Origin of the sequence: Streptomyces sp. NPDC060031, from assembly GCF_042736805.1 — a bacterium.
Taxonomy (GTDB): Bacteria; Actinomycetota; Actinomycetes; order Streptomycetales; family Streptomycetaceae; genus Streptomyces.
In genome coordinates this window covers 1-22,637 of record NZ_JBHWVM010000106.1, presented here as the reverse complement: position 1 = coordinate 22,637, position 22,637 = coordinate 1, and the positions used below count along the sequence as shown (strand labels likewise).

17 protein-coding genes are annotated in these 22,637 nt (G+C 71.7%); 7 read left to right on the top strand and 10 right to left on the bottom strand.

Features of this window, described 5'->3' with window-relative positions; genetic code table 11:
• Positions 1-54: 54 nt before the first annotated feature.
• From ACFWB8_RS32170 to ACFWB8_RS32160, 3 genes are all read right to left on the bottom strand, one after another.
• Complete coding sequence (locus tag ACFWB8_RS32170) at positions 55-5,037, bottom strand: NAD-glutamate dehydrogenase (RefSeq protein WP_385235126.1); 4,983 nt, start codon at positions 5,035-5,037, stop codon at positions 55-57.
• A 356-nt stretch (positions 5,038-5,393) separates the two neighbouring features.
• Positions 5,394-6,074 (bottom strand): HAD family hydrolase, encoded by a 681-nt coding sequence (locus ACFWB8_RS32165; RefSeq protein WP_385235123.1) that lies wholly within the window; start codon positions 6,072-6,074, stop codon positions 5,394-5,396.
• Positions 6,071-6,571, bottom strand: a complete 501-nt coding sequence (locus ACFWB8_RS32160; protein ID WP_385235120.1) for a DUF6912 family protein — start codon at positions 6,569-6,571, stop codon at positions 6,071-6,073. The genes ACFWB8_RS32165 and ACFWB8_RS32160 overlap by 4 nt, the downstream gene beginning before the upstream one ends.
• Positions 6,572-6,852: 281 nt before the next feature.
• Between ACFWB8_RS32160 and ACFWB8_RS32155 the strand changes: the two genes are divergently transcribed.
• A complete protein-coding gene (locus tag ACFWB8_RS32155) occupies positions 6,853-7,242 on the top strand; it encodes an Rv3235 family protein (protein WP_385235117.1) in 390 nt (129 codons plus the stop codon).
• 141 nt (positions 7,243-7,383) lie between these two features.
• On the opposite strand, the gene secA is transcribed toward ACFWB8_RS32155, so the two are convergent.
• Positions 7,384-10,161 (bottom strand): preprotein translocase subunit SecA, encoded by a 2,778-nt coding sequence (gene secA / locus ACFWB8_RS32150; protein WP_385235114.1) that lies wholly within the window; start codon positions 10,159-10,161, stop codon positions 7,384-7,386.
• Positions 10,162-10,387: 226 nt separating this feature from the next.
• On the opposite strand from secA, the gene ACFWB8_RS32145 reads away from it, so the two are divergent.
• The 3 genes from ACFWB8_RS32145 to ACFWB8_RS32135 are packed head-to-tail and all read left to right on the top strand — an operon-like array spanning position 10,388 to position 12,765.
• The gene (locus tag ACFWB8_RS32145; RefSeq protein ID WP_385235111.1) at positions 10,388-10,972 is read left to right on the top strand and encodes a GNAT family N-acetyltransferase; all 585 of its coding nucleotides are present in this window, start codon (positions 10,388-10,390) and stop codon (positions 10,970-10,972) included.
• A gap of 22 nt (positions 10,973-10,994) precedes the next feature.
• Positions 10,995-11,576, top strand: coding sequence for a GNAT family N-acetyltransferase (locus ACFWB8_RS32140; protein WP_385235108.1), 582 nt, complete (start codon positions 10,995-10,997; stop codon positions 11,574-11,576).
• Between the two features lie 10 nt (positions 11,577-11,586).
• Positions 11,587-12,765, top strand: coding sequence for a winged helix-turn-helix domain-containing protein (locus ACFWB8_RS32135; RefSeq protein ID WP_385235105.1), 1,179 nt, complete (start codon positions 11,587-11,589; stop codon positions 12,763-12,765).
• 96 nt (positions 12,766-12,861) lie between these two features.
• Here ACFWB8_RS32135 and ACFWB8_RS32130 read toward each other — a convergent pair whose 3' ends face one another.
• From ACFWB8_RS32130 to mtrA, 6 genes are all read right to left on the bottom strand, one after another.
• A complete protein-coding gene (locus ACFWB8_RS32130; protein WP_385235103.1) occupies positions 12,862-13,602 on the bottom strand; it encodes a response regulator in 741 nt (246 codons plus the stop codon).
• 201 nt (positions 13,603-13,803) lie between these two features.
• The gene (gene hpf / locus ACFWB8_RS32125) at positions 13,804-14,502 is read right to left on the bottom strand and encodes a ribosome hibernation-promoting factor, HPF/YfiA family (RefSeq protein ID WP_385235101.1); all 699 of its coding nucleotides are present in this window, start codon (positions 14,500-14,502) and stop codon (positions 13,804-13,806) included.
• Positions 14,503-14,862: 360 nt separating this feature from the next.
• Entirely contained in the window at positions 14,863-15,609 is a 747-nt protein-coding gene (locus ACFWB8_RS32120) for a ComF family protein (protein WP_385235098.1), read from the bottom strand.
• An 87-nt stretch (positions 15,610-15,696) separates the two neighbouring features.
• Positions 15,697-17,565, bottom strand: coding sequence for an LpqB family beta-propeller domain-containing protein (locus ACFWB8_RS32115; protein WP_385235095.1), 1,869 nt, complete (start codon positions 17,563-17,565; stop codon positions 15,697-15,699).
• Positions 17,555-19,537, bottom strand: a complete 1,983-nt coding sequence (gene mtrB / locus ACFWB8_RS32110; protein ID WP_385235092.1) for an MtrAB system histidine kinase MtrB — start codon at positions 19,535-19,537, stop codon at positions 17,555-17,557. Before mtrB ends, ACFWB8_RS32115 begins: the two co-directional genes overlap by 11 nt.
• A 1-nt stretch (position 19,538) precedes the next feature.
• Positions 19,539-20,228 (bottom strand): two-component system response regulator MtrA, encoded by a 690-nt coding sequence (mtrA, locus tag ACFWB8_RS32105; protein ID WP_189747360.1) that lies wholly within the window; start codon positions 20,226-20,228, stop codon positions 19,539-19,541.
• 237 nt (positions 20,229-20,465) lie between these two features.
• Between mtrA and ACFWB8_RS32100 the strand changes: the two genes are divergently transcribed.
• The 3 genes from ACFWB8_RS32100 to ACFWB8_RS32090 form a co-directional block, all read left to right on the top strand.
• Positions 20,466-21,800: a hypothetical protein gene (locus ACFWB8_RS32100; RefSeq protein WP_385235089.1), complete on the top strand. Its 1,335-nt coding sequence runs from the start codon at positions 20,466-20,468 to the stop codon at positions 21,798-21,800.
• Positions 21,801-21,818: 18 nt separating this feature from the next.
• Positions 21,819-22,454 (top strand): DUF4129 domain-containing protein, encoded by a 636-nt coding sequence (locus ACFWB8_RS32095; RefSeq protein WP_385235086.1) that lies wholly within the window; start codon positions 21,819-21,821, stop codon positions 22,452-22,454.
• Positions 22,451-22,637 (top strand): hypothetical protein (locus tag ACFWB8_RS32090; protein ID WP_385235083.1); only part of this gene is annotated, 187 nt, incomplete at its 3' end. The genes ACFWB8_RS32095 and ACFWB8_RS32090, both read left to right, overlap by 4 nt.

The window sequence follows — 22,637 nt, the reverse complement described above, 5'->3', positions numbered from 1 at the left end:
GCCCGGGACCTGATGGTCCCGGGCCGCCCGCCTTCGTACCGTACCGGCCGCGTACTAGCTGTGCGCGCGCAGCAGCGAGCGCATCGTCCGCATCGCCACCGACAGGTTCGCCAGGTCGAAGTCGTCCGACCCCTGGATCTCCTCCAGCGTGGTCCGGGCCCGGCCGATGATCGCCGTGTTCTTCTCCTCCCAGGCCTTGAACCGGTCCTCGGGAGTCGACGTGCCGTCGCCCACCGCCAGCACATCGGCCGTCAGGGCCGCGTGCGCCGCGAACAGGTCCTCGCGGATGGAGGCGCGGGCCATGGACTGCCAGCGGTCCGACCGCGGCAGCTCGATGATCCGGTCCATCAGCTGGGTGATGTCGAGGCGGTCGGCGAGGTCGTAGTACACCTCGGCGACGTCCAGCGGGTCCGCACCGGTGCGGTCCGCGATCGCCACGACGTCGAGCGTCGGGAAGGCGGACGAGAAGCCGGCCACCTTGGCCGCCAGCTCTTCCGGCACGCCCTCGCCGATCAGCTCGTCCGTGATCGACTCGTACCACTCCAGGTCCGCGCCGCGCACCAGCTTCGGGAGCTCGGACCAGACCTTCGTCACCCGCTCCGAGAAGAACTCGATGGTCTCGGTGATCTGGAGCGGCTGCGGCCGGTTGTTCAGCAGCCAGCGGGTGCCGCGCTCGACCAGGCGCCGCGAGTGCAGCCGGATCCGGGTCTGGACGTCGGCGGCGACCTTGTTGTCGAGCGCCTCGACCGCGTCCCACACCTCGGCCAGGCCGAAGATCTCGCGGGCCGAGAGCTGCGCCCGCACGATCTCCTCCAGGGAGGCCCCGGTCTCCTCGCGCAGGCGGTGCAGGAAGGTCGAGCCACCGGTGTTGACGGTGTCGTTGACCAGGACCGTGGTGATGATCTCGCGGCGCAGCGCGTGCCCGTCGACCTGCTCGGGGAACCTCGCGCGCAGCGCGCCGGGGAAGTACTCGTGCAGCAGGTGGCGCAGGTACGGGTCGTCCGGCAGCTCGGTGGTGATGAGCTCGTCCGCCACCGTGATCTTGGTGTAGGCGAAGAGGACGGCCAGTTCCGGCTGGGTCAGGCCCTTGCCGTTGTTCAGGAGCTCGCGGATCTGCCGGTCGTTGGGCAGGAACTCCAGCGCGCGGTCCAGCAGCCCGTCGCGGCCCAGGCGGCGCATGAAGCGCTGCTGGGCGTGGAGCAGGCTGGGGGCCTGGGCCGCGCCGTTGGCGAGCGCGAGGTTCTGGGCGTAGTTGTTGCGCAGCACCAGATGTCCGACCTCGTCGGTCATCTCGGCGAGGAACTTGTTGCGCTGCTTGACCGTCAGGTCGCCGTCGGCGACCACCGAGTTCAGCAGGATCTTGATGTTCACCTCGTGGTCGGAGGTGTCCACGCCCGCGCTGTTGTCGATGGCGTCGGTGTTGATCTTGCCGCCCTCGCCGCCGGCGCCGGTGCGGGCGAACTCGATGCGGCCGAGCTGGGTCAGGCCCAGGTTGCCGCCCTCGCCGATGACCTTGGCCCGGACGTCGGAGCCGCTGACGCGGATGGCGTCGTTGGCCTTGTCGCCGACGTCGGCGTGCGTCTCGGCGGTCGCCTTGACGTACGTGCCGATGCCGCCGTTCCACAGCAGGTCGACGGGGGCCTTCAGGATGGTCTGCATCAGCTCGGCCGGGGTCATCTTGGTGACGCCCGCCTCGATGCCGAGGGCCGCGCGGACCTGCGCGTTGAGCGGGATGGCCTTGGCGGTACGCGGGTGGATGCCACCGCCCGCGGACAGCAGCGCGGTGTCGTAGTCGGCCCACGAGGAGCGCGGCAGCTCGAACAGGCGGCGGCGCTCCGCGTAGGAGGTGGCCGCGTCCGGGTTCGGGTCGATGAAGATGTGCCGGTGGTCGAAGGCGGCGACGAGGCGGATGTGCTCGGAGAGCAGCATGCCGTTGCCGAAGACGTCTCCGGACATGTCGCCGACGCCGACGACGGTGAAGTCCTGGGTCTGGGTGTCGTGGCCGAGCTCGCGGAAGTGCCGCTTGACGGACTCCCAGGCGCCGCGGGCGGTGATGCCCATGCCCTTGTGGTCGTAGCCGGCCGAACCGCCCGACGCGAAGGCGTCGCCCAGCCAGAAGCCGTACGCCTCGGCGACGCCGTTGGCGATGTCGGAGAAGGTCGCGGTGCCCTTGTCGGCGGCGACGACGAGGTAGGTGTCGTCCTCGTCGTGGCGGACCACGCCCGTGGGCGGCACGACCTCGCCGCCCACCATGTTGTCGGTGATGTCGAGCAGCGCCGAGATGAAGATCTTGTACGAGGCGATGCCCTCGGCGAGCCAGGCGTCGCGGTCCACCGACGGGTCCGGCAGGTTCTTGGCGACGAAGCCGCCCTTGGCGCCGACCGGCACGATGACGGTGTTCTTGACCATCTGCGCCTTGACCAGGCCGAGGATCTCCGTACGGAAGTCCTCGCGCCGGTCGGACCAGCGCAGGCCGCCGCGGGCGACCTTGCCGAAGCGCAGGTGGACGCCCTCGACGCGCGGGGAGTACACCCAGATCTCGAAGGCCGGGCGCGGGGCCGGCAGCTCCGGGATGGCCTGCGGGTCGAACTTCATGGACACGTACGAGTGCTGCTCGCCCGCGGAGTTCAGCTGGAAGAAGTTGGTGCGCAGCGTCGCCTTGATGAGGGTGAGGAAGGACCGCAGGATCCGGTCCTCGTCGAGCGAGGCGACCTGGTCCAGGGCCCCGTCCAGCTCCTCCAGCATGGCGTCGATGAGCTCGGTGCCGGCGGACTGGCGGCCGGGCGACATCCGGGCCTCGAACAGCGAGACCAGCAGCCGGGTGGTGTGGACGTTGTTGCGGAGGGTGTCCTCCATGTAGTCCTGGCTGAAGGTGGCGCCGGCCTGGCGCAGGTACTTGGCGTACGCGCGCAGGACGACGGCCTGCCGCCAGGTGAGCCCGGCGCTCAGCACCAGGGTGTTGAAGTTGTCGTTCTCGGCGTCGCCCTGCCAGACCGCGGCGAAGGCGTCCTGGAAGCGCTCGCGGGCGTCGTCGCCGAGGTAGCCGGATGCCGCCGCGCCGTCGCCGGTCCCGTTCGAGGCGGGCATCCGCAGGCCGAAGTCGTAGATCCACGCGCTGACCCGGTCGGAGCGGCGCAGCTCGTACGGGCGCTCGTCGGTGACCTCGACGCCCAGGCGCTGCAGCACGGGCAGGACCGCGGAGAGCGAGACCTGCTCACCCGTGCGGTAGATCTTGAACCGGCGCTCGCCGGGGCCCGCGCCGACGGGCTCGTACAGCGAGAGCGCGAACTCGCGGTCGCTCGCGGACAGCCGCTCCAGGTGGCACAGGTCGGCCACGGCCGCGCGCGGCGAGTGGTCGGCCTTGTAGCCCTCGGGGAAGGAGGTCCCGTAGCGGCGCAGCAGCTCGGCGGCGCGCTCCTCGCCCAGCTCGGCGACGAGGGCCTCGGCGAAGCCGTCGGCCCAGGAGCGGGCGGCCTCGACCAGACGGGCCTCGATGCGCTCCACGTCGGCGTCGGTCAAGACGGGCAGTTCGGTGCCCTGCGGGACGCGGACGACGAAGTGGATGCGGGAGAGGATCGACTCGGTGTTCCAGGCGGTGAAGTCGACGCTGATGCCGTCGAGCTCCTCCTGCAGGATCGCGATCAGCCGCAGCCGCACGCCGGTGGTGTAGCGGTCGCGCGGCAGGTAGACCAGCGCCGAGTAGTAGCGGCCGTACTCGTCCTGGCGCAGGTACAGCCGCAGCCGGCGGCGCTCCTGGAGGTACAGGACGGAGGTGACGATCTCGCGGAGCTTGTCGACCGGGGTCTGGAACAGCTCGTCGCGCGGGTACGTCTCCAGGATCTGCAGCAGGTCGCGGCCGTCGTGGCTGGACGGCGCGAAGCCGGCGCCTTCGAGGACCTCGGCGACCTTGCGGCGGATGACCGGGACGCGGCGCACGGACTCGGTGTACGCGGCGGAGGAGAAGAGGCCGAGGAAGCGGCGCTCGCCGACGACGTTGCCCTCGGCGTCGAACTTCTTCACGCCGACGTAGTCGAGGTACGAGGGACGGTGCACGGTGGCGCGGCTGTTGGCCTTCGTCAGCACCAGCAGGCGGTGCTCGCGGGCCTTGGCGCGGGCGTCGGCCGGCAGCCGGTTGAAGGACGGCGAGACGGGGTGCGCGTCCTCCTGGCCGCTGTGGTGCGGGTCGGAGCGCAGGATGCCGAGGCCGGTGCCGGGCACGGCGGACAGGGCGTCGCCGTCGACGAGGTTGTACTCGCGGTAGCCGAGGAAGGTGAAGTGGTCGTCGGCGAGCCAGCGCAGCAGCTCACGGGCCTCTTCGAGCTCGTACTCGCGCAGGTCGGGCGCGGTCGGCTCGCCGGGCAGCTCGTCGGCGATGCGCAGCGCGGCGTCGCGCATCTTCTCCCAGTCCTCGACGGATTCCCGTACGTCGGACAGGACGCGCAGCAGGTCGGCGGTGATCTGCTTGAGGTCGGCGCGGTCGGTCTCGCGGTCGATCTCAACATGGATCCAGGACTCCACGAGGGAGTCGTGGGGGCGCGCGGTCTTGGGGCCGTGCGCGTCGCAGTCGGGGCCGAGGATCTCGATCAGCTTGCCGGTGACGTCACGGCGCACGACGACCTGAGGGTGGATCACGACGTGGATGCCGCGGCCCTGGCGGGACAGCTCGTTGGTGACGCTGTCGACCAGGAAGGGCATGTCGTCGGTGACCACCTCGACGACGGAGTGGCTGGAGGTCCAGCCGTTCTCCTCGACCGTGGGGGTGTGCACCCGCACGCTGGCGGTGCCCTGCGGCCGGTTCTCCGCGAGCCGGTAGTGGGAGAGCGCCGCCCCGAACACGTCGACCGGATCCCGGTCCAAGAGGTCCTCGGGGGCGGTGTGCAGGTAGTAGCGCTGGAGGTAGGCGAGCATCGTGTCCTGGTCTGGACGCTCCCCTTGCTCGGACCCAGTCGGAAGTAGCCCCCCGGCCGGGCTGTTCTCAGCTACCCGTGCCGCCCGCGCGAGCAGCTCGGCCTTTGCTTCGTCCAGCTTGGTCTGCATGTCCTCTGGCTCCTGTCGCGCGCCATTGCGTGACGTAGGTGAAGGAAGGAATGGCATAGCACCGCGAGGCGGGGATTCCGTTCGGGATCGACGCTATGCCGTCGAGAAGGCCGACCGGGAGGGAATCAGCCATGATCGGCGAGAGGTCCCGGCAGCGGGGATCAGCGATGGCCCGGGCACGGTGGTGCGCCGGGCGGTGGCCGGAGGCTTCGGTGCCTCCGATGACTATCGCGCTGATCACGGGTACCAGGCTATCTCCCCTCACCCCCGACTCGTCATGAGCTGTATGTGTACAAAACCGGGGGTGGAACTTTGACACTCTGGACAGCGACGTGGACGGCCGCGCGTGCCAGTAGCTATTCGGCCAGTTCACGAGCAGCGCGTACGGCGTCTGCCAGGGTGTCCACCACGGGCACACCGGCTGATTCCAGACTGCTGCGGCTGTGCGAACCGCCCGTGTAGAGCACGGCCCGGGCGCCCACGTGCGCGGCGGCCAGCGCGTCGTCGACGGCGTCACCGATGAGGACCGTGCGCTCGGCCGCCACTCCCGCCCCCTCCAGGGCGGCCAGATGACGTACGAGGTGGCCCGCCTTGGTGGTGTGCGAGGGGCCCGTACGGCCGTCGACGCGCAGGAAGTGCCGGTCGATGCCGTGCGCCTGTACGAGCGGCACGAGCTTCTCATGGGGCGCGAGGGACAGCAGCGACTGGGTCAAGCCGTCCGCCTGCCAGTCCCTGAGCAGCTCCCGGGCTCCTTCGGCGAGCCCGGCCGCGTCGGCGGCGGCCCAGTAGTACCGGTGGAAGGTGTCGTCCATGACGGCCCACTCGGCCTCGGTGGGCAGCCTGCCCATCAGCCGCTCGTAGAACTTCGGCACCGGTACGACGTACAGCTCGCGGTAGCGCTCCAGCGTGATCGGCGCGAAGCCGAACTCGGCGAAGGAGGCGTTCGTCGCGGCTATGACGGCGTCGATGTCGTGCAGCAGGGTGCCGTTCCAGTCCCACACGATGTGGTGGGCGGCGGCGGTGCGCGTCTGGCTCACTTCAGCAGCCCCGGGATCTCCTGGACCCCGAACCACAGCAGTTCGTGGTCCTCGGCGCCGTCGACGGTGAACTGCGCGTCCCCGTCCCCGGCGTCGGCGGCCCCCACGGCCGCGGCGGCGGCGCTGACGTCGCCCTCCGCGTCATCGGCGTCCACGTGCACGGCGGCGGCCACGGTCAGCCGCAGCGCCCCGTCGACGGTCACCTGGCCGAGGGTGGCCTCGTCGACCCCGGGGGTCGCGGTGGCGGCCTTGTCGGCCACGTCGAGCGCGATGACGACCCGGCGGCGCGGGGCGGCGGCGTCGGCCGCCAGGAGGCGCAGCGAGGCGGCCGCGGCCCGGCTCAGGGCGGCGTACTCCAGCTCCTCGATGTCGTCCGACACGTACCACTCGCGCAGTCCGGGGGTGACGGCGTACGCCAGCAGCGGGGCGGGACCCAGCTCACCCGCCTCGTGCACCTCGGCGAGCCCGGACAGGGTCAGGGGGACGTACACACGCATGGCCGGCTGCTTTCGGTAGTCGGAAACGCCCCCAGGATACGGCCGCGCGTACCCCTTCGGGCTGCCGGGACCGGGCCCGATCGCGTCCACCGCGGGCCCTCGCGGGGCGGGCCGGACCGCCCGGGGGCGTCGGGCGGCACCTCTGATAGGTGAACGGTCCGCCGCCGGTGCGGGCCCCCCGGGGGCCGTTGCGGAGCGTGTTCGCGGGCCCGTAGAAGATCCCCTACCACGTTACCGCCCGGTACCGCACCCGGGCCCGGACTCCTCGGGGGACGACCGCCATGAGCAAGGCCAGGAGCACCACCCGTCCCCCCGGCCGCCACGACCAGCGCCGCCCGCCGACCCTCGTCCACCGCGGACCCCACCACTGGTTCGCCGAACGCCTGCTGGCGGTGCTCAGCGGCCGCCGGCCGGTGCACTCGCTCCTCGGGCACACCGTCGGCCCGGCGTACGAGCAGCTGGTCACCCTGGCGCCCGCGGACCCCTTCCGCAACCGGCTGTGCCCGGTCATCCGCCAGTGCGGCCGCTTCACCCCGGGCCCGGGCGTCATCGAGGCCTTCGCCCGCATCACGACGGGCGACCGCGTCTCGGCGATGGCCTTCCGCCTGGAACAGGGCCCCGACCTCCGCTGGCGCTGCGCGGCGGTCGAAATCCAGGGCCCCCGCCCATGACGCACCCTCCCGCCCCGCCGGCGTTCGAGGCGCGGGGTCCGGGGCGGAGCCCGGCAGGGCGCCGCACCGCGCACACGAAGCGGCCGGGGCCGGACACCACGTACGGTGCCCGGCCCCGGCCGACGGTCCACCCCAGCGGGGCTACTTCTTGCGGCGACGCCCGCCGGAGGCCTTCTGCGCCTTGCGCCGCTCCGCCCGCGTCATCCCGTCACCCTCGCCGGCCTCGTCCGCGTCGAAGTCGCCCTCGACCACGCCGCCCTCACCGTCCACCGTGGGGGCGGAGAAGTGCAGCCGGTCCGGCCGCTGCGGAGCGTCCAGGCCCTTCGCACGGATCTCCGGACGCACCGCCGCCGGCGCGGCATCCTGCACCGGGAGCTCCTCGACCTGCTGCTCGACCTGGACCTCCAGGTTGAACAGGTAGCCGACCGACTCCTCCTTGATGCCCTCCTGCATGGCGTTGAACATGTCGAAGCCCTCGCGCTGGTACTCGACCAGCGGGTCCTTCTGGGCCATCGCCCGCAGGCCGATGCCCTCCTGCAGGTAATCCATCTCGTACAGGTGCTCACGCCACTTGCGGTCCAGCACCGACAGCACCACGCGCCGCTCCAGCTCGCGCATGATGTCGGAGCCGAGCTGCTTCTCGCGCGCCTCGTACTGCTCGTGGATGTCGTCCTTGACGGACTCCGCGATGAACTCGGCGGTGATGCCCGCGCGGTCGCCCGCGGCCTCCTCCAGCTCCTCGATGGTGACCTTCACCGGGTAGAGCTGCCGGAAGGCGCCCCACAGGCGCTCCAGGTCCCACTCCTCGGCGAAGCCCTCGACCGTCTCCGCCGTGATGTAGGCGTCGATCGTGTCGTCCATCATGTGGCGGATCTGCTCCTGGAGGTCCTCGCCCTCCAGGACGCGGCGGCGCTCCGCGTAGATGACCGTGCGCTGGTTGTTGAGCACCTCGTCGTACTTCAGGACGTTCTTGCGCGTCTCGAAGTTCTGGGTCTCGACCTGCGACTGGGCCGAAGCGATCGCGCGCGTCACCATCTTGTTCTCGATCGGCACGTCGTCCGGCACGTTCGCCATCGACATGACGCGCTCGACCATCTGCGCCTTGAACAGCCGCATCAGGTCATCGCCGAGCGACAGGTAGAAACGGGACTCGCCCGGGTCGCCCTGTCGGCCGGAGCGGCCGCGCAGCTGGTTGTCGATACGGCGCGACTCGTGCCGCTCGGTGCCCAGCACGTACAGGCCGCCGAGCTCCTTGACCTCTTCGAACTCGGCCTTGACGGCCGCTTCGGCCCTGATGAGCGCCTCGGGCAGGGCGTGCGCCCACTCCTCGATGTGCTCCTCCGGGTCCAGGCCGCGCTGGCGCAGCTCGGCCTCGGCCAGGTCGTCGGGGTTGCCGCCGAGCTTGATGTCGGTACCGCGGCCGGCCATGTTCGTGGCGACCGTGACGGCGCCGCGGCGACCGGCCTGCGCGACGATCGAGGCCTCCCGCTCGTGCTGCTTCGCGTTCAGCACCTCGTGGGGGATGCCGCGCTTGGAGAGCTGCTGCGAGAGGTACTCGGACTTCTCGACCGACGTCGTACCGACGAGGATCGGCTGGCCCTTCTCGTGCTTCTCCGCGATGTCGTCGACGACGGCGGCGAACTTCGCGACCTCGGTCCGGTAGATCAGGTCCGCCTGGTCCTTGCGGACCATGTCGCGGTTGGTCGGGATCGGGACGACACCGAGCTTGTAGATCTGGTGGAACTCGGCGGCCTCGGTCATGGCCGTACCGGTCATGCCCGACAGCTTCGAGTAGAGGCGGAAGAAGTTCTGCAGGGTGATCGTGGCGAGGGTCTGGTTCTCGTCCTTGATGTCCACCCCTTCCTTCGCCTCGATCGCCTGGTGCATGCCCTCGTTGTAGCGGCGGCCGGCGAGGATGCGGCCGGTGTGCTCGTCGACGATCATGACCTCGCCGTCGATGACGACGTAGTCCTTGTCCTTCTTGAACAGTTCCTTCGCCTTGATGGCGTTGTTCAGGTAGCCGACGAGCGGGGTGTTCACCGACTCGTAGAGGTTCTCGATGCCGAGCCAGTCCTCGACCTTGGCGACACCGGTCTCGTGGATGGCGACCGTGCGCTTCTTCTCGTCGACCTCGTAGTCGCCGGTCTCCTCGATGCCCTTCAGCGGCTGGCCGGGCTCGCCCTTCTTCAGGCGGGTGACCAGCTTCGCGAAGTCGCCGTACCACTTCGTGGCCTGGTCGGCCGGGCCGGAGATGATCAGCGGGGTACGGGCCTCGTCGACGAGGATCGAGTCGACCTCGTCGACCACGGCGAAGTTGTGGCCGCGCTGGACCAGCTCGTCCTGCGACCACGCCATGTTGTCGCGCAGGTAGTCGAAGCCGAACTCGTTGTTCGTGCCGTACGTGATGTCCGCCGCGTACTGCTCGCGGCGCTGCGCGGGCGACATGTTCGCCAGGATGCAGCCGACCTCCAGGCCGAGGAACTTGTGCACCCGGCCCATCATCTCGGAGTCGCGCTCGGCCAGGTAGTCGTTCACCGTGATCAGGTGGACGCCCTTGTCGGACAGCGCGTTCAGGTACGCGGGAAGCGTGCCGACGAGGGTCTTGCCCTCACCGGTCTTCATCTCGGCGACGTAGCCGAGGTGCAGCGCCGCGCCGCCCATGATCTGGACGTCGTAGTGCCGCTGCCCGAGGACGCGCTTGGCGGCCTCGCGAACGGTCGCGAAGGCCTCGGGCAGCAGGTCGTCCAGGCTCTCGCCGTCCTGGTAGCGCTGCTTGTACTCGTCCGTGAGCGCACGCAACTCGGCGTCGGAGAGGTTGACGAAGTCCTCTTCGATGGAGTTGACCTGGTCCGCGATGCGGTGCAGTTTGCGCAGGATCTTGCCTTCGCCTGCACGCATGAGCTTGTTGAAGACGGACACCGAGGTTTGTCTCCTTGCCGGTCGGGCCTGGCACTGTTTCGTACACGGGCACGGAGGGTGGGCCCCACCGCAACGGCCATCGTAAGCGAGGACGCGGTCGCGTCGGGAGGTCCGGACTATCCGCAGGGCACGGGCGCCCTGAATGAGAACGTTCGAGAGCCGCCGAAGGTGCCGGGGCAGACGAAAACTGTTCGCCCCCGGCGCGGCGGCGAACCAGAATCACTCCATGCAGCCCACCACCCTGAACACCGCCCGACTGGAACTGCGCCCCTTCGGCCCGGCCGACGAGGACGAGGTCTTCGCCATCTGCCAGGACCCCGACATCCAGCGCTGGACCATGGTCCCCTCCCCGTACGAACGCGCACACGCCCGCAGCTTCGTGGGCGAGCTGGTCCCCGGCGGCTGGCGCGACGACACCGGCTACTCCTTCGCCGCCCGCCTCGGCTCCGGCGGCCCGCTGGTCGCGGCCGTCGGCGTCCACGTGCACGAGGCCTTCGGGACGAACTCGTACGAGATCGGCTACTGGGCGGCCAAGGAACACCGCGGGCAGGGCTTCATGACCGAGGCCGTGACCGCCGTCGCCCGCTGGGCCTTCACCGACCTGGGCGCCGTACGCCTGGAATGGCGCGCCGAGGTCGGCAACGCCGCCTCGCGAGCCGTCGCCGAGAAGGCCGGCTTCCGCGCCGAGGGACTCCTGCGGGCCTCCCTGCACCGCGCCGGCACCGTACGCGACTCCTGGGTGGGCGCCCTGCTCCCCTGCGACCTGGGCCTGACCCCCGCGCTGCCGTACCTGCCGTCGGCCGCCGACTAGCCGACCGGCAGGATCGGGATCCATGAAGCCGATCACGCTGACCACCGAACGCCTCGTGCTGCGCCCCCACACCCCCGAGGACGCCGCCGAGGTGCACTCCGCCTGCCAGGACCCCGAGATCCAGCGCTGGATCTCGGTGCCCGTCCCCTACGAGCCCGCCCACGCGCAGACCTACGTCACGCAGACCGTCCCGGACGGATGGCGTGAGGACACCGCGTACAACTTCGCCGTACGGCTCGGGGCGGACGGCCCGCTCGTCGCCACGCTCGCCGTGCACCGGACGGGTTCGCACACCCACGAGATCGGGTACTGGACCGTCGCCGCGCACCGGGGCCGCGGCTACATGGCCGAAGCCCTGCGGGCCGCCGTCCGCTGGGCGTTCACCGAGGCGGGCGTCGTACGGCTGGTCTGGCGCGCCGCCGTCGCCAACGACGGCTCCCGCGCGGTCGCCGAGAAGGCGGGCTTCCTGATCGAGGGCGTCCAGCGCGCCGGCATGGAACACGACGGCACGCTGCTGGACTGCTGGGCCGGCGCACTGCTCCCCTCGGACCTGGGTCTGCCCTCCCGGCTCCCGTACGGGCCCGTTGTCAGTGGCGCCGCCTAGGCTTCGGCGCATGAGCAGCCCGCCGCCGACCGTGTCCCTGTCCGCCGACGAGGCCCGCCGGATAGCCCTGCGCGCGCAGGGCTTCCTCGGGGCGCCCGACCGCAAGGGAGGCGTCCGCGGCGTGCTGCGGCACCTGGGCGCCGTCCAACTCGACACGATCTCCGTGCTGGCCCGCTCGCACGAGCTCATCCCGTACGCACGCCTGGGCGCCGTCGGCCGGACCGCGGTGGAACGGGCCTACTGGTCGGACCGGCACGCCTTCGAGTACTGGTCGCACGCGGCTTGCATCCTGCCCATCGAGGAGTGGCCGCACTTCGCCTTCCGCCGCCGTGCCCGCCGCGCGCGCGGCCACCGCTGGCACGTCCTGCAGGACAAGGAGCGCTCGACGAAGGCGGTCCTCGACCGGCTCCGGGCCGACGGCCCGCTGACCTCCACCGAGCTGGGCGGCGCCAAGAACGGCGGCGAGTGGTTCGAGTGGTCCGAGACCAAGATCGCGGTGGAGTGGCTGCTCGACACCGGCGAGGTGGTGTGCAGCGAGCGCCGCGGCTGGAAGCGGGTCTACGACCTACCCGAGCGGGCGGTCCCCGACGCGCTGCTCCACGACGACCTGGACGACCGCGAGTGCCTGCGCCGCCTCGTCGCCCTCGCCGGCCGGTCCCTCGGCGTCGGCACCCGCGCCGACATCGCGGACTACCACCGCCTCAAGGGCGAGGAGTTCGACGCCGTGGTCGAGGACTCCGGGCTGGTCCCGGTCGAGGTCGAGGGCTGGTCCAAGCCGGCCTGGGCCGACCCCTCGGCCCTTGCGACCGTGCCGCGCGGCCGCCACCGCACCACCCTCCTGTCCCCGTTCGACTCACTGGTCTGGGACCGGCCCCGCACGGAGCGGATCTTCGGCTTCACGCACCGCCTGGAGGCGTACGTCCCCAAACCCAAGCGGATACACGGCTACTTCGCGATGCCGCTGCTGGCCGGCGGCCGGCTCCAGGGCCGCGTCGACCCGGGCCGCGAGGGGGCCACCCTGGTGGCCCGCCAGCTCTCCCTGACGTCCCCCGCGGCCGCTGCCGCCATGGCGCAGGCTCTCTGGGAGGCCGCCCGGTGGGTGGGATGCGAGGAGGTGCGGATCGAGCTCGCGCAGAGCCCGCGGGAAGCGGCGGCCGTGGCCGCGGAGCTCACCGCGCTGCGCGCGTAGGGACCGTCGGCGTGGAGCCGGGGCACCGCCGGGCGCGGTGTCCGGGCGCGGCGTCCGGGCGGCACCCGGCCGTCCCGCCGGCTCCCGCCGGAGCGATCAGCGGATCTCCAGGATCTTCTCGCGCATCGCGTAGACCACCGCCTCCATCCTGGAGTGCAGTTGCAGCTTCTCCAGGATGTTGCGCACGTGGTTCTTCACGGTGTTCTCGGAGATGAACAGCTCCTTGGCGATGTCCCGGTTGTTCATGCCAGTGGCCACCAGCTTCAGGACCTCCAGCTCCCGGTCCGTCAGCCGCGGCGCCGGCACCAGCCGCCGCTCGTCGGTGCGCTGGATCATCGACTTGAACTCGGTCAGCAGCTTCGACGCCATGGACGGGCTGATCTGTGACTGCCCGTCCGCCACCGCACGGATCGCCGTCGCGACCTCGTCCGTCGAGATCTCCTTCAGCAGGTACCCCGTCGCACCCGCCTTGATCGCGTCGTAGAGGTCGGCCTCCTCGTCGCTGATCGTCAGCATGATGATCTTCGCGGAGGGCGCCACCTCCTTGATGGACGTGCACGCCTCGATCCCGCCGCGCCTGGGCATCCGTACGTCCATCAGCACGATGTCCGGCAGCAGGTCGGCCGCCTTGTCCACCGCCTCCGCACCGTCCCCGGCCTCGCCGACGACCTGGATGTCCTCCTCCTGCGCGAGCACGATCTCCAGGCCGCGCCGGAACAGTGCGTGGTCGTCGACCACGAGCACCCGGATCGGTTCCCCGGCCGGCTCTCCCGCCGGCTCCCCTCCACGGCAGCCCGCACCGTCGTCACCACGCACCGGCCCGAAGCTGTCCGCCATCGTTCCTCCCCCTGCACCGCATGTGCTGAGCTGTGGGCCAATCCGACGGGGGCGGCCGCCGGTTGACTGACCGCCATGATTCCATGCCCACACGACGGTACGGGGAGCCGATGGATACCGGCCGGCTGATACAAGTCATACGGGTGCCCCCGCGAACGCCGGAGCGTGCGACGGGGGCACCGCGCGAAACCGTGCCCGGCGTCAGCCGCCGAGCGCACCGCCCGCGCCCGCGCCGTCGAGCTCACCCGAGCTGGACGCCGTGTCGGCGTTGAGGTGGATCACGCCGTAGTCGTAGCCGTGGCGCCGGTAGACGACGCTGGGCATCTTGGTGTCGGAGTCGACGAACAGGTAGAAGTCGTGGCCGACCAGCTCCATCTCGTACAGAGCCTGGTCGAGCGACATGGGTGCCGCCGAGTGGGTCTTCTCGCGGACCACGAGGGGGCCTTCGCCCTGCACCTCCAGCGACCCGATGCGGGTGGTCGGGATCGCGCCCGCCTTCTCCTCGGAGACCGGCTCGCCGTTGCCGTTCAGGGTCGCGGCATCCGGCACCACGTCGGCGACCTCCGCCGCCGAGAGGCGGCCGTTGCCGCGGCGGGTGTGGCGCTTGTCGTGCTGCTTGCGCAGCCGGGCCTCCAGCTTGTCCTGTGCCAGGTCGAGCGCCGCGTACGGGTCGGCGGCGGCGGCTTCGGCACGGATCACCGGGCCCCGCGAACGCAGGGTGATCTCCACGCGGTCGGAACGGTCGGCCTGACGCGGGTTGTGCTCCTTGGACACCTCGACGTCCAAGCTGATCACCTTGGCGTCGAGCTTCTGGATCCGCTCCGGATTCAGCTTCTCGGCCACGTGCTTGCGGAACCGGTCGGGCACCTCGGTCTTGCGGCCCTTGACGACGATGTCCACGCAGAACTCCGTTCCCGGATAGCTCCGCCTCAGGGGCGAAGCGTCTCCCTTTCGCACCAGACTCCGGTGAACACCGGAGCCTCGGACTTGGCGACTTTCACCTCCTCCTCCCCCATCGGCAAGATCAACACCCCACCGACTTCGGAGTCGAGAGACACCCTCTGACACGAAGGATCCGAAAGATCCGAAACATTCGAAACGTGCGATCCGATGCGTGGGGCCCAAGGCTCGCCAGTTCCTCACAACCGAACATATCCCTCTATGCCGGTTGTCGGCACCCGCTACCGGAACGTACCTCCGTTCAGGTGGCACTTCCCTCTTACTACCTGCAACGATGCGCCTTCCCCTCCGGTTCCAAATCTATTCACGAGTTTCTTGCTCTGTACGAGTTGCGGACCGGATCCGATCGAACGAAGTCACGGAAACGGCGACCACCGCCGCGCCCGCCACCGGACCGATGCCCGCCGCGCGCAGCGCCCGCGCCGCCTCCGCGAGGGTGGCTCCGGTGGTCATCAGGTCATCGACGAGCACGATCCGAGCCGCCCCCGCCGTCAGCGGCGCCGCGTCCCGGCGGGCCTCCAGGGCCCCCGCGAGGTTCTCCCGGCGCTCCCGGGCCCCCAGGCCCGCCTGGTCGGCCACCTCGCGCCGCAGCCTCAGTACGGGCGCCACGCCCGCGAGAACCCCGGCCCGGCGCAGCCGCGCCGAAGCCGCCAGAGCGATCCGCCGCGCCGGATCGTGCCCGCGCGCCCGGACCTGCCGCCGCGCGGAGGGCACCGGGACCAGGGCCACCTCCCCCGCCCCGCCCCCGCCCCCACCCGCACCGCCCGCCCGGACCGCTGCCGCCAGGGCGCCGCCCAGCGGCCCGGCCAGCCCGAGCGCCCCGCGCTCCTTGTGGGCCAGTACGACGTCCCGTACGGCCCCCTCGTACGCGGCCGAGGCATACACCCGCGGCAGCCCCGCCGGGCACGCAGACGGCCGTACACACCGCGCCCCGGCCCCGCTCAGCGCCGACCGGCACCCACCGCACAGCAGCACCCGGGCCGCGCCGCAGCCGGCGCAGTCCACCGGCAGGACCAGCCCGGCGAGCTCCTGCCACCACCCCCGCATGGCCACCACTGTGCCGCGCGCGGGCACGGCGCCACCACCCCTGTGGACAACTCCGGACCGGGGCGCAAACCGCAGGTCGGATCCGGGTCAGCCCGGGTAGACCGGGGCCCTGCCGCCGGCCGCCACCGTGCGCCACTGCGCCCCCGGCGGCAGCCACACGATCCCGTCCTCGTCCGAGGACCCGACCACCGGCTTCTTCTCGTCCTCGGTCGCCGCCACCGCCTTCAGCCCGCTCGCCCCGGGCAAACCGGCCGCCACCATCGAGCCGTCCGCCAGCATGTAGCGGGCCTGCACCAGCCCGCCGCTCTCCCGGCCCACCACCAGCAGCCGGCCCCGCGGCGCCCAGCTCATCGCGTCCACGTCCGCCATCTGCGGGGCCGCCGGGCGCAGCTCGCGCACCGACACCGCCGAGGCGCCGGTCTTGGCGTCGGGCCGCTCCACCCGTCCGATGAACAGGTTCTTGCCGCCCTCGCCCTGCACCAGCATCGCGAGCCGCACCCCGTCCGGGGAGGCCTTCAGCGCGGCGATCCGCCCGCCGTCGAGTCCGGCGACCTGCACCTTTTGGGGGGTCCCGGTGCCGCCGGGCACCCGCCACAGCGTCGGGTTCTGCTGGTCCTGGTCGGCGACCCACAGGTCCCCGGCGGCGTCCCAGGTGGGCGCGGTCAGCGCGTTCGGCTTGGCGCCCTTGCTGGTCAGCAGCGGCTGCGGCATGGGTCCGGTGTTCGTCAGGTTCACCACGTACAGGCCGCGGCCGTCCTCCGACACCACCGCCGCGCGCTTCTCGCCGTACGCCACGGCCGCCGTGCCCACCTTGAAGGTGGGGTTGGCCGCCAGCGGCCCGGGGGCGGGCGCGGGCTGGTCCTGCTGGTCCTCCTTGTTGGCGTCGAGGTTCAGCCGCTGCAGGTGGTACTCGTTGTCCACGTAGTACTGGTGCTCCGGCGGCAGCGGCCGGTTGGCGTTCACGGCCGCCCCCGCCTCGGTCACCGAGCACAGCGAGGACTTGTCCGAACGGAACAGTTCGACCCGGTCCACCCGCTGGCTGCCCGTCAGGTCCTTGACGGTGTAGAGGAGTTGCGTCGCCATCTTCTGGCACTGCGGCTGCGCGACGTTGTCGGCCTTGTCGTTGAGCGGCACGCGCAGCGTGTTCTGGCCGTCGTACGCCAGGGACTTGGTGCCCTCGCGCAGCTCCGTTCCGGTGGGGAAGCTGGAGGAGGCCACCGGGCCCAGCCACTTGGACGGGCCGGCCAGCAGCGACTGCACGGTCTGCGTCGTCGGGTCCATCCGCGAGTCGGGATCGCTGCGCTGGCGCACGTAGACGGGATCGGCGACGAGCGTGTTGCCCGCGAAGTAGTACTTGTTGACCGGCATGTACATGCGCTCGAAGTCGGACTGGCTCAGCACGAGGCTGCTGGGCGGGGTCGCGATCCGCCACTGCTTGTTCTCCTGCGCGAGCTGCAGGAACTCCTCGTAGCGCCGCCCACCGGCCTCCGGCTGGTACGCGCTGCGCTCGTCCACCGTGGCGAGCCGCTTGCCCGTCACCTTGAAGCGGGGCCCCGCGGGATCCTTCTCGCCCTGTACGGAGAACCGGTCGAGTCCGGCCGCGAGCACGGTGACGGCCGTGCCCGGCTTCCAGTTCTTCGCGGCTTCGTCGGTGAGGTACTTGCGGGCGGTCTGCTGCTGCGGGTCGTCGCTGGTCATGGCCTCCAGGAAGCCGTCGACGATCTCCTGCGGGCTGGCCCTGTCGGCCGGCGGCACACCGAAGACGCGGACCTGCGAGTCCACGCCCTGCGAGGCCTGCACCGGCCGGATCTCACCGTGGTCGGGCATGGAGGCGCAGCCGGCCAGCAGCAGCCCGGCCGCGCCCAGGGCGGCGTACGCCCGCAGGCCGCGCGGGCCCCGCAGACCGCGCAGGCTCCCTACGCCGCGCACGCGCGCGGCCCGGGTCTCAGCGTCCATCCGCTCCACCTGCTCCGTTCTCCTGGTCGCCCTGCTCGGCGGGGCCGCTCTGGTCCGCCGGCCGCGTGACGACCCTGGCCCCGCTGCCCGGCAGCGCCGTCGGGTCGGCGGGCACCGCCGCCGCCCCGGCCACGGGCGACCGCGGCGGTATCGGCGAGCGGTCCGCGGGCTCCGCCGCCCTGGCGGGCGCCCCGGTGGCCGCCGCGTCCGCGACGGCCCTGGCCCGGTTGGCCCGCGAGTCCTCGGGCTCCAGCGGGATGGGCGAACCCCGCAGCGGCTCGTCGGCGGTGCGCGGCAGGGTCAGGCGGAACTGCGAACCGCCCCCCGGCTCGCCCCACGCCTGGAGCCAGCCGCCGTGCAGCCGGGCGTCCTCGACGGCGATGGACAGGCCCAGGCCCGTACCGCCGGTCGTGCGCGCCCGGGCCGGGTCGGCCCGCCAGAAACGGTTGAAGACACGGGTGGCCTCGCCGGGCTTGAGCCCGACGCCGTAGTCCCGTACGGCCACGGCGACGGCCCCGCCCGCGGACGCGAGCCGCACCACGACGTCGCGGCCCTCGCCGTGCTCGACGGCGTTGACGACGAGGTTGCGCAGCACCCGCTCCACGCGCCGGGCGTCGGCCTCCGCTATCACCGGCTGGGAGTCGCCCAGGATCCGGATCCGGGTGCCCTTGTGCTCGGCGAGCGGCTCGGCGGCGTCGATGACACGGCGCACGACGTCCCGCAGATCGATGGGCTCGGCCTCCAGCGCGGCGGCGCCCGCGTCGAACCGGCTGATCTCCAGCAGGTCGGCGAGCAGCGACTCGAAACGGTCGAGCTGCCCGGCGAGGAGCTCGGCCGAGCGCGCGGTGATCGGGTCGAAGTCGACCCGGGCGTCGTGGATGACGTCGGCGGCCATCCGTACCGTCGTGAGCGGGGTGCGCAGCTCGTGGGAGACGTCGGAGACGAAGCGGCGCTGCATCCGCGACAGGTCCTCCAGCTGCTGAATCTTGTTCTGGAGGTTTTGGGCCATCTTGTTGAAGGCCTCGCCCAAGCGGGCGATGTCGTCCTCGCCGGTGACCTTCATCCGCTCCTGGAGCCGGCCCGCCGAGAGCCGCTCGGCGATCCCGGCGGCCATCCGCACGGGGGTCACGATCTGGCGTACGACCAGCCAGGCGATGGCGCTGAGCAGCACCACGACGAAGAGGCCTGCGGTGGCGATGGTGCTCTTGACCAGGTTGAGGGACTCCTCCTCCTGCGTCAGCGGGAAGAGGTAGTACAGGTCGTACGCCTCTCCGTTGATGTCGGTGAGGCGCTTGCCGATGACCAGGGCGGGCTCGGGGGTCTTCTCCCCGGCGCCCGTGGTGTAGCGGATCTGGGCGAAGCCCTTGTAGGCGCCGGTGGCGTGGTTGACGGCCCGGCGCAGGGAGAGCGGGACGCTCGCCGTCGGGTCGACGTTGCCGGAGGCGCGGGCGCCGCGGACCCCGGGCGCGCGCCCGGGGGGCTGCTCCTCGCCGGTGCCGGTGCCCGCCCCGAGCGCGGCGACCTCGAAGGCGGTCTGCCCGCCACTGGCGAGCTGTTTGACCAGGGAGTTCATCCAGGTGCTGGCGTCCCGGCCGAGCTTGTTGTCGGTGGCATCGGGCCCGTCCACCGTCGCGGGGGCGTTGGCCTTCTCCTGTGCGACCGCGAACCCGCCCGCGGCCTGGCTCTGCGCGGCCTCCTCCTTGGCGTCGAGGAGGCCCTTGCTGACCTGGGCGATGACGACGAAGCCGAGCGCGAGGACCACGGCCAGTGACATCAGCAGGGTGGCCGCGACCACCCGGAGCTGGATGTTGCGCCGCCAGATCCGGACAGCCGGAAGCAGCGGCCGTCGTACGAGGCGCACGAGCAGCCTCAGCACGGGGCCGCCCGGTGCTCCGTCCGCGACGTGACGGAGCACCCGGCCGCCCCGCAGGGCTCCCCGGCGGGAACCGCTGCGGGGCGTGCCGGGCTGCACGTCAGCTCGGTCCGGCCTTGTAGCCGACACCGCGCACCGTCACGACGATCTCGGGGCGCTCCGGATCCTTCTCGACCTTGGAGCGCAGGCGCTGTACGTGCACGTTGACCAGGCGGGTGTCCGCCGCGTGCCGGTAGCCCCAGACCTGCTCCAGCAGCACCTCGCGGGTGAACACCTGCCAGGGCTTGCGCGCGAGGGCGACCAGCAGGTCGAACTCGAGCGGGGTCAGGGCGATGGAGGCGCCGTCCCGCTTGACCGAGTGCCCGGCCACGTCGATGACCAGGTCACCGATGGCCAGCTGCTCGGGCGCGGGCTCCTCCGACCGGCGCAGGCGGGCCCGGATGCGGGCCACCAGCTCCTTCGGCTTGAACGGCTTGACGATGTAGTCGTCGGCCCCGGACTCCAGGCCCACGACGACGTCGACCGTGTCGCTCTTGGCCGTGAGCATGACGATCGGCACGCCGGACTCGGCCCGGATCAGCCTGCACACCTCGATGCCGTCCCGTCCGGGCAGCATGAGGTCGAGCAGCACCAAGTCCGGCTTCGCCTCCCGGAAGGCAGCAAGTGCCTTGTCACCGTCCGCTACGAACGACGGCTCAAAACCTTCTCCACGCAGCACAATGCCGAGCATCTCGGCCAGCGCGGTGTCGTCGTCGACGACAAGGACGCGTCCCTTCATGGTTGACATCATCCCATTAGCTAATCGTTACCCGGCGGTGAGCTGTCCCACAGCCAAAGGGGCTGGAAATCGCCCCTCGGACCTGCGTGGTGATCAGGACGACCAGTCTGCCCCGGATCCGCGCGACAATTGAAGGGTGCGGGCGGCCATGGATGGGGGGACGGCTGGTCCGTATGACGTTCTCACATGGCACGATGACTGCCGGACCATGCGCCCCGCCTCCCCCGCAGTGCACGTGAAGGAGCGACGATGAACGACTCTCCGGGCTGGGCTACGCCCGGATCCTCCCCGTCCGACGGTGCTCAAGGGGCGGAGGGCGCAGGCGGCACACAGCCTCCCCCGCGGCCCGCGCAGCCGGCCGGTGACCCGAAGTGGTCGGCCGAGCAGCCGCCGCCCGGCCAGTGGTCGAGCCCCGGCAGCACGGGAACACCCGACGCCGGCGCCGGTGCCACCGGCCCGGCCGCGGCGCCACCGGCGCCACAGCAGGGCGCGGGCTGGGGATCGTACGGCGGGCAGCAGGGCGGGCAGCAGGGCTCCCAGTACGCGGGCCAGTACGGCTATCCGGGCGGCCCCGGCGCCCACTGGGGCAAGCCGGCGGCCGCCAAGCCCGGTGTGATCCCGCTGCGCCCGCTCGGCGTGGGCGAGATCCTCGACGGCGCGGTGGCCACCATGCGCAAGCACTGGCGCTCGGTCCTGCCGATCACCCTGGTCGTGGCCACGGTCGTGCAGCTGTTCAGCCTGCTCACGCAGAACTACGCGCTGTCCGAGTTCGAGGTCGACTCGCAGCCGACGACCATGACCGAGGCCTTCGACACCCTCAGCGGCACCCTGCTCGCCTCGGGCGCGGACCTCTTCATCCAGCTGGTCGGCTCCATCGTGGCCACCGCGATGCTCACGATGATCTTCAGCCGGGCGGTGCTCGGCAACGCCTCGTCCATCGGCTCCGCCTGGCGCGACGCCCGCCCGCAGCTGCTGAGGCTGCTCGGCCTGACCCTGATCCTGATGCTCGGCGCGATCCTGCTGATCGGCGTACTGGTCCTGCCCGGCATCCTTCTCGGCAGCTACGGCCTCGGCTTCCTCGGCGTCTTCGCGGGCCTCGGGCTGGTCGTCTGGCTCTGGACCGCCTTCAGCCTGTCCTCGCCCGCCCTGATGCTGGAGAAGGCCTCGGTCTCCAAGGCCCTCAACCGGTCCTGGAAGCTGGTCCGCGGCTCCTGGTGGCGCATCTTCGGCATCACCTTCCTGACCCAGCTGATCACCGCCTTCCTCTCCGGGATCATCGTGTTCCCGCTGACCGCGCTGGGCCTGGCCCTCTTCGGCGGCGACATGGGCGCTCTCGCCGACGGCACCGGCCAGGCCGGCTGGGGCTACCTGATCCTCACGGCCATCGGCGTGATCATCGCGCTGACGATCACCATGCCGATGCAGTCCGGCGTCACCGTCCTGCTCTACGTCGACCAGCGCATCCGCCGCGAGGCGCTCGACCTGGAACTCGCCCGGGCCGCGGGCCTGGAGAACTACGGCGCGAACCACGGCGCGGGCGACGGCACGGCCACCACGCCACCGCCGGTGGGGGCCGGAGGCTGATCCGGGGATGATGCGGGGATGATGCGTACGGGGGGGCCGGTGACGACGGGGCGCGACGCGGCCCGTGAGGCGGCTGAGCACGAACTGTCGAAGCCGGTGTACCACCAGAACGACCCGGGCCTGCTCCAGCGCGCCATGAACCGGTTCTGGGAATGGGTCGGCGAGCTCTTCGACCGCGCCTCCGGGTCCGCCCCGGGCGGCACCCTGGGCCTGATCGCCATCGCCGTCCTCGTCGCCCTGGCCGTCACCGCCCTGTGGTGGCGCCTCGGCACCCCCCGCCGCACCGCCGACGGCGCCGGCGACCTCTTCGACGAGGGCATCCGCAGCGCCGCCGACCACCGCGCCGCCGCCGAAGCCCACGCCGCCGCGGGCCACTGGACCGAAGCCGTACAGGAACGCATGCGCGCCGTCGTCCGCGCCCTGGAGGAACGCACCCTCCTCGACCCCCGCCCGGGCCGCACCGCCGACGAGGCCGCCGCCGAAGCCTCCGCCTCGCTCCCGGCCCACACCGCCGGACTCCGCGCCGCGGCCCGCACCTTCGACGACGTCACCTACGGCGCCCGCCCGGGCACCCCCGGCGCGTACGCCTCCCTGCGCACCCTCGACGAAGCCCTGTCCCGAACGAAGCCCCAGCTGACAGGCCCCCGGTCATGACGCCCCCCGCCCCGCCCACACCCGGCACCCCGGCCGCGGACGGCCCGGCCCCCACCACCCCGCCGCCACCCGCACCCACAGGCCGTCCCACGCCGGGCGCCACGCCCCCGCCCGGCGACACCGCCGCGGACGGCCCCGCACCCACGCCACCGCCCGCAGCCGAGGCGACCCCGACGCCCGCGC